Consider the following 13,871-nt stretch of genomic DNA (forward strand, 5'->3'; position numbering starts at 1 on the left):
GGATGGGTTTTCCACCGGAATTGATGGTTCCGAACGGGGTTCCGGCTGCGGTCCTACCGTCGTGCCATGACTCTTCGTACGCGTGATTCGTCTCCCGTCGGCGCCACCAGTGGCCCCGGCCGTCCCCGGCTCTCCGACAGTCGTCTGCGTCATCGGCGCGGTCACCGTGCCCGCCACCCCGAGCCCGCAGCCGTACGCCGCAGGGCCGAGGCGATGCTCGGCGTCCCGCCACCGGGCGCTCCGGCTCCGGCCGTGGGCCTGGCTCCGGCTCTGGGCACGGTGCCGGCTGCGGCTCAGGTCGCGGCTCAGGCACCGCCTTCCGCGGGGACCGGGGCGGGGAGCGCGTCGGTGCCGCCTGGTGGTGGCCCTGCCACCCTGCTGCCCGAGGCCGAGGCCCGGTGGCTCGCCGTGCGTGAGCGACTGCCCGGGTGGCTCCAGGCCCGGTGCGGGGTGGAGCCGCGCACGGTGGCGGCCGTCTCGGTGGTGCTGGCCGTGGCGGCCGGTTTCGCCGGGTACCAGTACTGGTCGGCCAGGCCGCAGCCGGTGACCGCGCCCGCCCTGGTGGCACCCGTACCCGTGCCCGTCCCGGCAGCCGCGGGCATGGGTACGGGCACGGGTACGGGCGCAGCCGCGGGGCGGATCCTGGTGGACGTCAGCGGCAAGGTCCGGGACCCCGGGGTGCGGCGGCTGCCCGCGGGCTCGCGGGTGGAGGACGCCCTGGTCGCCGCCGGGGGAGTGCGGCCCGGGACGGACATCACCGGGCTCAACCGGGCCCGGGTCCTGATGGACGGCGAGCAAGTGCTGGTGGGGGCTCCGGCACCACCCCCGGTCGGCGGGGGCGCTCCAGCGCCGGGGCCCGGGTCAGGGCCGCTGAGCCTCGGCACGGCCACCGCCGAGCAGTTGGACGGTCTGCCGGGGGTCGGCCCGGTCCTCGCGCAGCACATCGTGGACTTCCGGACGGCCCGTGGGGGCTTCCGCTCGGTGGAGGAGCTCCGGCAGGTCAACGGGATCGGTGAACGGCGGTTCGCGGATCTTCGGAAGCTGGTGCGGCCGTGAGCGGGCCGGAGGCCGGGGGAGCGGAGCCGCGGCCGGCCGGGGACCCGGAGCGGACGCGCCCCCTGGATCTGCGCCTGGCGGTGCCTGCCCTGGCCGCCTGGGCCGCGGCCGCCGTCGCCCTCGGCGCCCCCGCCGGGCACAGCCTCGTGGTGGCGGGGCTGGGGTTGGCCGGCGCCGGGCTGCTGATACAGGCCGGGTTCCGGCGCCCGGAGCACTTCCGGCAGGCGGGAGCGGGCCTGGCCGCGGTCCTGCTGTGCGCGGCCGCCGGGGCCGCGGTCGCCGGGCTCCAGCGGGCCGAGGCGCGGGCCGGGCCGGTCCCGGAGCTGGCCCGTGAGCACGCCCGGGTGCTGGCCGAGCTCACCGTCGGCTCCGATCCCCGGACCGCCCGCGGCGGGAGCGGGCCGCCCACGGTGGTGCTCGACGCGGAGGTGACCGGGGTGACCGGGCCCGACGGCGTGCGGATCCGGGTCTCGACGCCGGTGCGGGTGCTGGCCGGGCATCCGGGCTGGTCCCGCCTGCAGCCCTCGACCCGGGTCGAGGTGGTCGCCCGGCTGGCCCCGGCACGCGGTGGGGAGCGGGCCGTCGCCCTGCTCCGTCCCGCCGGGGACACGCCACCGCGGGTGACCGGCGGCCCGGACACCGCACAGCGGATCGCTGGGCGGTTGCGGGCCGGGCTGCGCGAGGTCACCGACGGGCTGGCGCCGGATGCCAGGGCCTTGCTGCCGGGGTTGGTGGTCGGGGACACCTCGCGGGTGGAGCCCGATCTGCACGAGGCGTTCCGGGCCACCGATCTGCTGCACCTGCTGGCCGTCTCCGGGTCCAACCTGACCGTCGTGCTCTTCCTGCTCATCGGATCACCGGCCCGTGCGCAGCAGGCCGAGCGGGGAGGCCTGGCTCCGCTGCTGGGGCTTTCGCTGCGGGCGACGGCCCTGTGCGGGGCGGCGTTGACCCTGGCGTTCGTGGTCGTGTGCCGGCCGGAGCCCAGCGTGCTGCGGGCGGCGGCCTGCGGGGCGGTGACCCTGCTGGCCATTGCCACCGGGCGGCGCAGGTCCCTGATCCCGGCGCTCGCCGCCGCCGTACTGCTGCTGGTGCTCTACGACCCGTGGCTGGCCCGGAGCTACGGATTCCTCCTCTCGGTCCTGGCCACCGGGGCCCTGCTGACCCTCGCACCCCGGTGGAGCCAGGCCCTGCGGAACCGCGGCGTGTGGCCCCGCCCGGCCGAGGCGTTGGCGGCCGCCGCGGCAGCGCAGGCGGTGTGCGCGCCGGTCGTCGCCGTCCTGTCGGCCCGGGTGAGCCTGGTGGCGGTCCCGTGCAATCTGCTGGCCGAGCTGGCCGCGGGTCCCGCCACGGTCCTGGGGTTCGCCGCGCTGGCGGTGGCCCCGGTGTGCGGACCGGTGGCGGAGCTGCTGGCCTGGTGCGCCGGTGTGCCGGCCGGGTGGATCGCCGCGGTGGCCCGGGTCGGGGCGGGACTGCCCGGGGCGGAGCTGGGCTGGCCCGGCGGGGTGGTCGGAGGGATGCTGCTCGCCACGGCCACCTTGGCGGTGGTGATGCTCGGCGGCCGGTTCGGCCGCAAGCGATGGCTTTCCTCCGCCCTGGCCGTGACGCTGCTCCTCGCCGTACTGAGGCCGCCGCTGGTCACTCGTACGATCAAAGGCTGGCCACCGCCCGACTGGAGCTATGTGCAGTGCGCGGTCGGCCAGGGGGACGCCGCCGTCCTGGCCGTGGCCCCGGGCACGGCCGTGGTGGTCGACGCGGGTCCCGAGCCCGGACCGGTGGACGCCTGCCTCAGAGCGCTGGGCGTGCGGCGGGTGCCGCTGCTCCTGCTGACGCATTTTCACGCGGACCACGTGGGCGGGGTGGCCGGGGTGCTGAGGGGGCGGTCGGTGGGCGTGGTACAGGCCACGTCGCTGGAAGAACCGGCGGGACAGGCGCGGTTCGTGCGGACAGTGGCGGCAGCCGCGGGCATCGATGTCGTCCGGGCCCTGGACAGGGAGCGTCGCCGGGCCGGCCCGCTGGAGTGGCAGGTGCTGTGGCCGCCCGCCGGAGCGCCGCCGCCCGAGGGGCCGAACGGCGCGAGCGTGGCCCTGCTGGTGCGCACCGCCGGCGTGACACTGCTCCTGTTGGGCGACCTCGAACCGGCCTCGCAGGAAGCGCTGTTGAGGAACCATCCGGAGCTGGGGCCGGTCGACGTCCTCAAGGTCGCCCACCACGGCAGCGCCCACCAGGACCCGGGGCTCTACGACCGGATCCGGCCCCGCCTCGCGATCGTCCCGGTCGGCGCGGGGAACCGGTACGGACACCCGGCGGAGAGTACGCTCACGCGGTTGCGGGCTTCCGGAGCGGCGGTGTTGCGCACGGATCAGGACGGCTCGGTGGCCGTCGCGGGCAGCGGTTCGCGGCTGCGGGCGTTCCCGGCCATTCGGCGCCGTCGCCGGTTCGGCCATACCGGGCGCGACCCCTCTGTTTGCCCACAACCCGACAGCATGATCGAATGCGTTTTCGCCAGAGCCGTCCAATTACACACAGCACGGGGGTGCACAAGCCATGTTCAGTCGAAGACGGGGGATGGATTCGGCGGGGACCGCCAATCCTCAGACATCCGCGACACTGACGCTCCCTCATACCGCGCGGCTGCTCAGCTGCCGGGTTCTCGATGCGGTCCACCAACCGGTCCGGCAGGCCAAGTTCGAGGTGACCGACCCGATCGGCCGACGGATCGTCAGCGGGGAGACCGACCCGTACGGCGGGATCACGGCAGCCGTACCGGCGGGCGAGTACCTGCTGTCGGTGACGGCCGAGGGCTATGCGCCGTTCCACGGGGCGACGCTGGTGGGGGATCCGGCACAGCCCGGCACCGGGGAGATCGTCCTCGACGCGGTGGAGCCGCCGCTGCTGCCGCAGCCCGGCCACTGGGAGCTCGACCCGGCGCACTCGTCGATCGGGTTCTCGGCCCGGCACATCGGCTTCGCCCGGATCAACGGCCGGTTCAACACCTTCGCCGGCGCGGTGCGGATAGCCGACCGCATGGAGGACTCCTCCATGCACGTGATCATCGACGCGAAGAGCATCGACACCGGGATGCGGTTGCGGGACGACCACCTGCGCTCCGCGGACTTCCTGGACGCGGCCCGGTACCCGACCGTGGAGTTCTACAGCGAGCGGTTCATCCACCACAGCGGCAGCCGGTGGTCCGTGGCGGGCGCCCTGACCCTCCACGGGGTCAGCCGGTCGGTCACCCTGGACACCAGTTACCTGGGCCTGGGTACGGGCCTGGAGGGCGAGGCGAGGGCGGCCTGCCGGGCGACGGCCGAACTGCAGCGCGAGGACTTCACGCTGAACTGGCAGTCGATGCTGGCGCAGGGGATCGCGGCGATCGGTTCGAGCGTGGAAGTGACGCTGGACGTCCAGGCCGTGCACAAGGCCTGACCGGGGCCGGAGTCGAGGCCAGGTCCCCGTACGGGGCCGGGGCCCGGGCCCGAGTTCCGTACGGAGCCGGGGCCGGGGCCGGGGCCCGAGTTCCGTACGGAGCCGGAGCCGGGGCCGGGGCCGCGGGGCCGCCTACGGGGCTTCGAGCCAGCCGTCGTACTCGCCTGCCAGATCGTCCAGGGCGGTGGGGTCGAGGCCCTCGCGGGGGTCCTCGACCACCACCAGCCACTGGGCGTCCTCGGCATCGTCCTCGCCCGCCAGGGCTTCGCGGACCAGCTGGGGTTCCTCCGGGAGTCCGAAGCGGTCGACCACCTCCCGCGCCACCTCCTCGGCGGCGTCGCGGTCGGGCAGGACCAGTACATGTCGCACGTTCACCCGATCATTCTCGGCTACGGGGAAGGGGCCGCGGAGCGAGGGGCTGTCAGTGGGGCGTGGGATGCTGGATCCGATGGCCACCAGGAAGAATTCCACCGACGATCCGCTTGCCCCCATCACCCTCGCGGTGGGGCAGGAGGACCTGCTGCTCGACCGCGCCGTGCGGGAGGTGGTGACGGCGGCCCGTGCCGTCGACACCGACACGGACGTGCGCGACCTCTCCTCCGAGCAGCTCCAGCCCGGCACGCTGTCCGAGCTGACCAGTCCTTCGCTCTTCTCGGAGCGCAAGGTGCTGGTCGTGCGCAACGCGCAGGACTTGTCCGCGGAGACGGCCAAGGAGGTCAAGGCGTACCTGGCCTCGCCGTACGAGGAGATCAGCCTCGTCCTCCTCCACGCCGGTGGAGTCAAGGGCAAGGGTCTGCTGGACGCGGCGCGCAAGGCGGGCGCCCGGGAGATCGCCTGCCCGAAGATGACGAAGCCGGCGGACCGGCTGTCCTTCGTGCGCGGAGAGTTCCGCACGCTGGGACGCTCCGCGACGCCCGAGGCCTGTCAGACGCTGGTCGACGCGATCGGGAGCGATCTGCGGGAGCTGGCGAGCGCGGCGGCGCAGCTCTGCGCGGACGTCGAGGGCACGATCGACGAGGCCGTGGTCGGCCGTTATTACACCGGCCGGGCCGAGGCCTCGAGCTTCACGGTCGCCGACCGGGCGGTCGAGGGCCGGGCGGCGGAGGCTCTGGAAGCCCTGCGCTGGTCCCTGTCCACGGGAGTGGCGCCGGTGCTGATCACCAGCGCGCTGGCGCAGGCGGTGCGGGCGATCGGGAAGCTGGCGTCGGCCCCGCGGGGGGCCAGGCCCGGAGACCTCGCGCGCGATCTGGGCATGCCGCCGTGGAAGATCGACCGGGTGCGGCAGCAGATGCGGGGGTGGTCGGCGGATGGCGTCGCGGACGCGCTGCGGGCGGTTGCGGATGCCGATGCGGGGGTGAAGGGCGGGGGCGACGACCCGGAGTACGCGCTGGAGAAGGCGGTCGTCGCGGTCGCCCGCGCGGCCAGGCCTCAGCGGGGCTAGGGAAGCGTCCCGGGCTCCGCCCGGACTCCCTGGGGCTTCGCCCGGACTCCCTGGGGCTTCGCCCGGACTCCCTGGGGCTTCGCCCGGACTCCCTGGGGCTCCGCCCCAGACCCCGCGCCTCGAACGCCGGCGGGGCTGAAAATGGCGGTGTCGGCGTAGCGCGAAGGCCCCGGTGTCCTCCTGGGGAAGGGGGACGGCCGGGGCCTTCGGTTTGGTGCTTGGTTGCGCCGCACCCGCGTGGCGAACGCTTCGTGTGCGGCGCGGAGTGCCGGTCGGGAGCGGGAGAGAGGGCCCGCTGGATCCCTGCCCGGCGATCACATCAGAGCTCAGCCCTGAAGGGAGGAAACCTTGATCGCCAGCGCCGACTTCTTGTTGGCGGCGGCGTTCTTGTGGATGACACCCTTCGAGACGGCCTTGTCGAGCGCACGGGAAGCGGCGCGGGAAGCCACGGTGGCCTTCTCGACGTCACCGGCGACGACGGCCTCACGGGCCTTGCGGATCGCGGTCTTGAGCGAAGACTTGACGGCCTTGTTGCGCAGGCGCGCCTTCTCGTTCGTCTTGTTCCGCTTGATCTGGGACTTGATGTTCGCCACGAAAGAGCCTTTTCAGGTTCAGAGATTTGATCTTCGGATTGTGTCCCGGAAGCTTAGAGGGCATACGAGACACAGCTGCTCAGGCTACCAGGCGCGCTCCGACCGGCCCAAACCGAGCGCACTGCCCGGTCCATGGGACCATGGAAGCCTGCGTACAGATCCGACTTCGCGCAGACCGACGCCCACACTTCGTTCCGACTGCGACCCGAGAATCAGGACACTGCGTGCCCGCGATCCCCAGCCACGTGCCCGAGCCGAGCCGTACCGACCCGGCGCTGATCCGCAATTTCTGCATCATCGCGCACATCGACCACGGCAAGTCGACCCTCGCCGACCGGATGCTCCAGCTCACCGGCGTGGTGGACTCGCGGCAGATGCGCGCCCAGTACCTCGACCGCATGGACATCGAGCGCGAGCGCGGCATCACGATCAAGTCCCAGGCGGTCCGGCTGCCCTGGGCCCCGAACACGGGCGAGGACCTGGGCAAGACCCACATCCTCAACATGATCGACACGCCCGGGCACGTCGACTTCACCTACGAGGTCTCGCGCTCCCTCGCCGCCTGCGAAGGCACGGTGCTCCTGGTGGACGCCGCCCAGGGCATCGAGGCGCAGACCCTCGCCAACCTGTACCTGGCGATGGAGAAGGACCTGGCGATCGTCCCGGTCCTCAACAAGATCGACCTGCCGGCCGCCCAGCCGGAGAAGTTCGCCGAGGAGCTCGCGAACCTGGTCGGCTGCCAGCCCGAGGACGTCCTGCGCGTCTCGGCGAAGACCGGTCTCGGCGTGGACGTGCTGCTCGACAAGATCGTCGCCACGGTCCCGGCCCCGGTCGGTCCCAAGGACGCCCCGGCCCGCGCGATGATCTTCGACTCGGTCTACGACTCGTACCGCGGTGTCGTGACCTACGTCCGTGTCGTCGACGGCCAGCTCAACAAGCGCGAGCGCATCCGGATGATGTCGACCGGCGCCACGCACGAGCTGCTGGAGATCGGCGTCTCCTCCCCGGAGATGACCCCGGCCGACGGCATCGGCGTCGGTGAGGTGGGCTACATCATCACCGGTGTGAAGGACGTCCGTCAGTCCAAGGTCGGTGACACCATCACCAGCCTGCACAACGGTGCGACCGAGGCCCTCGGTGGCTACAAGGACCCGCGTCCGATGGTCTTCTCCGGCCTGTACCCGCTCGACGGCTCCGACTACCCGGACCTGCGCGAGGCCCTGGACAAGCTGCAGCTCAACGACGCCGCGCTGGTCTACGAGCCGGAGACCTCGGCGGCGCTCGGCTTCGGCTTCCGCGTCGGCTTCCTCGGCCTGCTGCACCTGGACGTGGTGCGCGAGCGCCTGGAGCGCGAGTTCGGCCTCGACCTGATCGCCACCGCGCCGAACGTGGTCTACCGCGTCGTCATGGAGGACGGCAAGGAGGTCACCGTCACCAACCCGAGCGAGTTCCCCGAGGGCAAGATCTCGGACGTGTTCGAGCCGGTCGTCCGTGCCACCCTGCTCGCGCCCTCCGAGTTCATCGGCGCGATCATGGAGCTCTGCCAGCAGCGCCGCGGCACCCTCCTCGGGATGGACTACCTCTCCGAGGACCGGGTCGAGATCCGCTACACGCTCCCGCTCGCGGAGATCGTCTTCGACTTCTTCGACCAGCTGAAGTCCAAGACGCGCGGCTACGCCTCCCTCGACTACGAGCCCACCGGCGAGCAGGCCTCCGGACTGGTCAAGGTCGACATCCTCCTGCACGGAGACAAGGTCGACGCCTTCTCCGCCGTGACGCACAAGGACGCCGCCTACGCCTACGGTGTGCGCCTCGTCGCCAAGCTGCGCGAGCTCATCCCGCGGCAGGCCTTCGAGATCCCGATCCAGGCGGCCGTCGGCTCGCGCGTCATCGCCCGCGAGACCATCCGCGCCATCCGCAAGGACGTCCTCGCCAAGTGCTACGGCGGTGACATCTCCCGTAAGCGGAAGCTGCTGGAGAAGCAGAAGGAAGGCAAGAAGCGCATGAAGATGGTCGGCTCGGTGGAGGTCCCGCAGGAGGCCTTCATCGCCGTCCTCTCCAGTGACGAGTCCGCCGGCAAGAAGAAGTAGCCGCCGAGGCAGCCACTGGATGCGAAGCAGGCCCCCGTGCTCCGGCGCGGGGGCCTGCTCCGTTGTGGAACGCGGGCACGCTTCGTTATGAATCGGCGTCCCAGGGCCTCTTACGCGCCAGGCGGAGGGCCCCTAGTCTGATCAATGCTCGTTGGTTACTCGCCAGTTTTTTTGGTCGGGCGCCGCCAAGCCCTGACTCAGCCACCCACCCTGACCCACCACCGAGTCAGTCCGCCCCTGTGATGTACAGGCCCTGCCGCGTGGTCCGGAGGATGTCCGTGAGCGACACACAGACCTTGATCGAGAACCGCCCGCCCACCGTGGCGACCCTCTTCCTGGAGCGTGTCGCCGCCACGCCGAACGGCGAGGCCTACCGGTACCCCGTACCCGCCGCCGATGGGCAGGGCGGCCCGGACGACTGGAAGTCGCTCAGCTGGGGACAGGCCGCGGAGCGGGTTTTCGCCATCGCGGCCGGGATCGTCGACCTCGGGATCCAGCCGGAGGACCGCGTCGCGCTGTCCTCCAACACTCGGGTCGAGTGGATCCTCGCGGACCTCGGCGTGATGTGCGCCGGTGGCGCCGTCACCACGATCTACCCGAGCACGAACGCCGAGGAGTCGGCGTTCATCCTCTCCGACTCCGAGAGCCGGATCCTGATCGCCGAGGACGCCGGACAGCTGGCGAAGGCCCGCGAGCGCCGCGCCGACCTGCCGGAGCTGGCGCACGTGGTCGTCGTGGAGAGCGCCGACGCCGTGGCCGCCGAGGGCGACCCCGAGGGGTGGGTGCTGTCCCTCGCCGATCTGGAGGCGCGCGGCCGCGAGTACCTGGCCAAGCACCCCGAGGTGGTCAAGGAGCGGATCGCGGCCATCACCGCCGACCAGCTCGCCACCCTCATCTACACCTCCGGCACCACCGGCCGCCCCAAGGGCGTCCGGCTGCCGCACGACAACTGGTCGTACATGGCCAAGGCCACCGTCGCCACCGGCCTGATCACCAAGGACGACGTCCAGTACCTCTGGCTGCCGCTCGCGCACGTCTTCGGCAAGGTGCTCACCTCCGGCCAGATCGAGGTGGGGCACGTCACCGCCGTCGACGGCCGCATCGACAAGATCATCGAGAACCTGCCGATCGTGCAGCCGACGTACATGGCGGCCGTTCCGCGCATCTTCGAGAAGGTCTACAACGGGGTCGCGGCCAAGGCCCGGGCCGGCGGCGGGGCCAAGTACAAGATCTTCCAGTGGTCGGTCGGGGTCGCCCGCGAGTACGCCAAGGTCACCCAGGACAACTTCCGCCGCACCGGCCGGGCCACCGCGCCCCTCGGCCTCGCCACCAAGCACAAGATCGCCGACGCGCTCGTCTACTCCAAGCTCCGCGAGGCCTTCGGCGGCAACCTGCGCGCCGCCGTCTCCGGCGCCTCCGCCCTGGCCCCCGAGATCGGATACTTCTTCGCCGGTGCCGGCATCCACATCCTGGAGGGCTACGGACTGACCGAGTCCAGCGCCGCCTCCTTCGTCAACCCCGGCGAGGCATACCGCACGGGCACCGTCGGCAAGCCGCTCCCCGGCACCGAGGTCCGCATCGCCGACGACGGCGAGGTCCTCCTGCGCGGCCCCGGCATCATGCAGGGCTACCACGGGCAGCCGGAGAAGACCGCCGAGGTCCTGGAGGCCGACGGCTGGCTGCACACCGGTGACATCGGCGAGCTGTCGCCGGACGGCTACCTGCGGATCACCGACCGCAAGAAGGACCTGATCAAGACCTCGGGCGGCAAGTACGTCGCCCCGGCCGAGATCGAGGGCCAGTTCAAGGCGATCTGCCCCTACGTCTCCAGCATCGTCGTCCACGGCGCCGACCGGAACTTCTGCTCCGCGCTCATCGCCCTCGATGAGCCGTCCATCCTCGTCTGGGCCGCCGAGAACGGGCTGGAGGGCAAGACGTACGCGCAGGTCCTGGCCGCCCCCGAAACCAACCGGCTCATCGAGACCTACGTCCAGACCCTCAACGAGGGCCTCCAGCGCTGGCAGACGGTCAAGAAGTTCCGCCTCCTGCCGCGCGACCTCGACGTCGAGCACGGGGACCTCACGCCGAGCCTCAAACTGAAGCGCCCGGTCGTCGAGCGTGAGTTCAAGCACCTGATCGAGGAGATGTACGAGGGGTCGCGCGAGGCGTAGCGCCTGCGGGGGGCGGGCGGTACGGGGCGGGGCGGCGGACCGCCCACCGTCAAACGCCCCTGCGAGGTCCGCAGCCCAAGCCTTCGCCCCCACCCCGCCCGCCATCTCCGCCCCGCCCCGCCCCGCGCCCAGCGCGTGCGCGGGGCGGGGCGGGACGCGGGTGGTGTCGGGTGCGGGACAATGGGGGCATGCCTTCCGCACTGCCCGACGGTGAACCCATGCCCGAAGACGGCTCGCTGCCGTCGCACGCCCTGGTGGGTGCCGGGGAGCGGCCGCTCGGGTTCTACCTGCACGTCCCGTACTGCGCCACGCGCTGCGGGTACTGCGACTTCAACACCTACACGGCCACCGAGCTGCGGGGTACCGGAGGCGTGCTCGCCTCCCGGGAGAACTACGCCGACACCCTGATCGACGAGGTCCGCCTCGCCCGGAAGGTCCTCGGGGACGACCCGAGGGCGGTGCGGACGGTGTTCGTGGGCGGCGGTACGCCGACGCTGCTGCCCGCCGCCGACCTCGTACGGATGCTCGCGGCGATCCGCGAGGAATTCGGACTGGCCGAGGACGCCGAGGTCACGACCGAGGCCAATCCGGAGTCGGTGAACCCGCAGTACCTGGCGGAGCTGCGGGCCGGCGGCTTCAACCGGATCTCCTTCGGCATGCAGAGCGCCAAGCAGCACGTCCTGAAGGTCCTCGACCGTACGCACACTCCCGGGCGGCCCGAGGCGTGCGTCGCCGAGGCGCGCGCGGCGGGCTTCGAGCACGTGAACCTGGACCTGATCTACGGGACCCCGGGGGAGTCGGACGCGGACTGGCGGGCCTCGCTGGAGGCGGCCCTGGGGGCCGGGCCGGACCACATCAGCGCCTACGCGCTGATCGTGGAGGAAGGCACCCAGCTCGCGCGGCGGATCCGGCGGGGCGAGGTCCCGATGACGGACGACGACGTGCACGCGGACCGGTACCTGATCCTCGACTCGGTGATGGCCGAGGCGGGCTACTCCTGGTACGAGGTCTCGAACTGGGCCACGACGGACGCCGGGCGCTGCCTGCACAACGAGCTGTACTGGCGCGGGGCCGACTGGTGGGGCGCGGGTCCGGGTGCGCACTCCCACGTGGGCGGGGTGCGGTGGTGGAACGTGAAGCACCCGGGCGCGTACGCGGCGGCGCTGGCCGAGGGCCGCTCGCCCGGGGCGGGGCGCGAGCTCCTCTCCGTGGAGGACCGCCGGGTCGAGCGGATCCTGCTGGAGCTCCGGCTCGTGGACGGCGTACCGCTGTCCCTGCTGGCTCCGGCCGGTCTGGCCGCGTCCTGCCGGGCCCTGGCGGACGGCCTCCTGGAGCCGGCCCCGTACGAGGCAGGCCGCGCCGTACTGACCCTGCGCGGCCGGCTCCTGGCCGACGCGGTGGTCCGCGACCTGGTGGACTGACCACCCGGGGGAGTGAATCCGGGCGGGAGGGGGAGGCGCGTGCACATCCTGTTCCCCGGCCGTCACCGTAAGTGACGGCGGCGGGAAGCCGAAGTTCAGGCGGCACCGCCGGCCGTAACGAAGTCGATCAGCTCCTCGACGCGGCCCAGCAGGGCCGGCTCCAGGTCCTTGTACGAGGTCACGCGCGACAGGATGTGCTGCCAGGCGGCCCCCGTGTTCTCCGGCCAGCCCAGGGAGCGGCAGATGCCCGTCTTCCAGTCCTCCCCGCGCGGGACCACCGGCCACGCGCGGATCCCGAGAGCGGAGGGCTTCACCGCCTGCCAGACGTCCACGTACGGGTGGCCCGCGATCAGGACGTGCGGGGAGGTCACCGAGGCGGCGATGCGGGACTCCTTGGAGCCCGGGACGAGGTGGTCCACCAGGACGCCCAGCCGGGCGTCGGCGGCGGGGGCGAAGTCCGCGACCACCGAGGGAAGGTCGTCGATGCCCTCCAGGTACTCCACCACGACGCCTTCGATCCGCAGGTCGTCGCCCCAGACCCGTTCCACCAGTTCGGCGTCGTGGCGGCCCTCGACGTAGATCCGGCCCGCCCGGGCCACCCGCGCCCGCGCGCCCGGAACGGCGACCGAGCCGGAGGCGGTGCGCAGCGGGGCGGAGGGTCCGCGGGCGGGGCGGGTCAGGGTGACCACCGCGCCGTCCAGGAGGAACCCGCGGGGTTCGAGCGGGAACACCCGGCGCTTGCCGAAGCGGTCCTCCAGGGTGACCGTGCCCGCCTCGCAGCCCACCACCGCCCCGCAGAAGTCCGTACCCGCCACCTCGACCACCAGGTCCGGGTCGGCCGGCACCTGCGGGACGGGCTTGGCGCGCTGCCACTGCGGGGTCAGGTCCGGGGAGTACTCACGCATCCGGCCGAGGGTAGGAGAGCGGGCGGCCCCAGGTGACCGACACGCCGAAGCGGGCCGCCAGTGTGTCGCGTTGCGCACGGACGAAGTCCGCGTCGACCACCGCTCCGTGACCCGGTACGTACAGAGCGTCGTCCCCGCCCAGGGCGAGGAGCCGGCCGAGCGCCGCGGGCCACTGGCGGGGTACGGCGTCCGGGCCGGCCTGGGGCTCGCCCGATTCCTCGACGAGGTCGCCGCAGAAGACGACCTCGCGCGTTCCGGGGACGAAGACGGCCAGGTCGTGGCGGGTGTGCCCGGGGCCCACGTTCGCCAGCAGCACCTGCACCCCGCCCAGGTCCAGGGTCCACTCACCCGACACCAGGTGCCGGGGGAGCACCAGCAGTTCCACCGCCTCGGCGGCCTCGGCCTCCGCCAGACCGTGCCGGACGGCCTCGGCGCGCAGGTCCTCGTGGCTGATGGACAGCAGGTTGTCGAGCCCGACCGGACCGTAGACCTGGGCGCCCGCGAACACCGCGCCGCCCAGTACGTGGTCGAAATGTCCGTGTGTGAATGCGATATGGGTCACTCGGCGGCCCGCCAGCCGTTCGGCCTCGGCCCGCACCCGGGCACCCTCGCGCACGGATGACCCCGGGTCGATCAGGAGGGCCGAATCCTCGCCCACCACCAGCCCCACGGTGCAGTCCCACACCGGAAGCCGTAGCCGACCGACCCGTTCGGTGAGCCGTTCCCAGCCCACCTCTTCCCAACGCACGTCCATACCGCGACGCTACC

General features: G+C 72.5%; 10 protein-coding genes and 1 pseudogene. 7 read left to right on the forward strand and 4 right to left on the reverse strand.

The features are described 5' to 3' along the window. The first annotated feature begins 66 nt into the window (after window positions 1–66). The 3 genes and pseudogenes from J7E97_RS06345 to J7E97_RS06355 all read left to right on the forward strand — a co-directional run bounded on the left by J7E97_RS06345 (window position 67) and on the right by J7E97_RS06355 (window position 4,482). Complete coding sequence (locus J7E97_RS06345; protein WP_215023273.1) at window positions 67–1,056, forward strand: ComEA family DNA-binding protein; 990 nt, start codon at window positions 67–69, stop codon at window positions 1,054–1,056. After that, window positions 1,053–3,464 (forward strand): annotated as a pseudogene (locus J7E97_RS06350) (ComEC/Rec2 family competence protein); the annotation flags it as partial. The gene J7E97_RS06345 and the pseudogene J7E97_RS06350, both read left to right, overlap by 4 nt. Window positions 3,465–3,600: 136 nt before the next feature. After that, complete coding sequence (locus J7E97_RS06355) at window positions 3,601–4,482, forward strand: YceI family protein (protein ID WP_215023275.1); 882 nt, start codon at window positions 3,601–3,603, stop codon at window positions 4,480–4,482. Between the two features lie 132 nt (window positions 4,483–4,614). Here J7E97_RS06355 and J7E97_RS06360 read toward each other — a convergent pair whose 3' ends face one another. Next, the gene (locus J7E97_RS06360; RefSeq protein WP_215023277.1) at window positions 4,615–4,857 is read right to left on the reverse strand and encodes a hypothetical protein; all 243 of its coding nucleotides are present in this window, start codon (window positions 4,855–4,857) and stop codon (window positions 4,615–4,617) included. 73 nt (window positions 4,858–4,930) lie between these two features. Between J7E97_RS06360 and holA the strand changes: the two genes are divergently transcribed. Further along, entirely contained in the window at window positions 4,931–5,923 is a 993-nt protein-coding gene (gene holA, locus J7E97_RS06365; protein ID WP_215023279.1) for a DNA polymerase III subunit delta, read from the forward strand. A 326-nt stretch (window positions 5,924–6,249) separates the two neighbouring features. Here holA and rpsT read toward each other — a convergent pair whose 3' ends face one another. Continuing rightward, on the reverse strand, window positions 6,250–6,516 hold the full coding sequence (gene rpsT, locus J7E97_RS06370; protein WP_215023280.1) for a 30S ribosomal protein S20: 267 nt from the start codon (window positions 6,514–6,516) through the stop codon (window positions 6,250–6,252). 224 nt (window positions 6,517–6,740) lie between these two features. On the opposite strand from rpsT, the gene lepA reads away from it, so the two are divergent. The 3 genes from lepA to hemW all read left to right on the forward strand — a co-directional run bounded on the left by lepA (window position 6,741) and on the right by hemW (window position 12,198). Next, entirely contained in the window at window positions 6,741–8,606 is a 1,866-nt protein-coding gene (gene lepA / locus J7E97_RS06375; RefSeq protein WP_215023286.1) for a translation elongation factor 4, read from the forward strand. Between the two features lie 278 nt (window positions 8,607–8,884). Next, entirely contained in the window at window positions 8,885–10,777 is a 1,893-nt protein-coding gene (locus tag J7E97_RS06380; protein WP_215023289.1) for a long-chain fatty acid--CoA ligase, read from the forward strand. A 188-nt stretch (window positions 10,778–10,965) separates the two neighbouring features. Further along, on the forward strand, window positions 10,966–12,198 hold the full coding sequence (gene hemW / locus J7E97_RS06385) for a radical SAM family heme chaperone HemW (RefSeq protein WP_215023291.1): 1,233 nt from the start codon (window positions 10,966–10,968) through the stop codon (window positions 12,196–12,198). 95 nt (window positions 12,199–12,293) lie between these two features. On the opposite strand, the gene J7E97_RS06390 is transcribed toward hemW, so the two are convergent. Both J7E97_RS06390 and J7E97_RS06395 read right to left on the reverse strand, forming a co-directional pair. Further along, window positions 12,294–13,103, reverse strand: coding sequence for a DUF3097 domain-containing protein (locus J7E97_RS06390; RefSeq protein ID WP_215023294.1), 810 nt, complete (start codon window positions 13,101–13,103; stop codon window positions 12,294–12,296). Beyond that, the gene (locus J7E97_RS06395; RefSeq protein ID WP_215023295.1) at window positions 13,096–13,857 is read right to left on the reverse strand and encodes an MBL fold metallo-hydrolase; all 762 of its coding nucleotides are present in this window, start codon (window positions 13,855–13,857) and stop codon (window positions 13,096–13,098) included. Before J7E97_RS06395 ends, J7E97_RS06390 begins: the two co-directional genes overlap by 8 nt. Window positions 13,858–13,871: the final 14 nt, after the last annotated feature.

It is taken from the genome of Streptomyces sp. ISL-66, from assembly GCF_018614135.1.
Taxonomy (GTDB): domain Bacteria; phylum Actinomycetota; class Actinomycetes; order Streptomycetales; family Streptomycetaceae; genus Streptomyces.

Excerpts from the sequence above, each read along its gene's own strand:
- holA (WP_215023279.1), top strand. The coding sequence starts at position 4,931 with ATGGCCACCAGGAAGAATTCCACCGACGATCCGCTTGCCCCCATCACC.
- J7E97_RS06395 (WP_215023295.1), bottom strand. The coding sequence starts at position 13,857 with ATGGACGTGCGTTGGGAAGAGGTGGGCTGGGAACGGCTCACCGAACGG.
- J7E97_RS06390 (WP_215023294.1), bottom strand. The coding sequence starts at position 13,103 with ATGCGTGAGTACTCCCCGGACCTGACCCCGCAGTGGCAGCGCGCCAAG.
- J7E97_RS06345 (WP_215023273.1), top strand. The coding sequence starts at position 67 with ATGACTCTTCGTACGCGTGATTCGTCTCCCGTCGGCGCCACCAGTGGC.
- hemW (WP_215023291.1), top strand. The coding sequence starts at position 10,966 with ATGCCTTCCGCACTGCCCGACGGTGAACCCATGCCCGAAGACGGCTCG.
- J7E97_RS06355 (WP_215023275.1), top strand. The coding sequence starts at position 3,601 with ATGTTCAGTCGAAGACGGGGGATGGATTCGGCGGGGACCGCCAATCCT.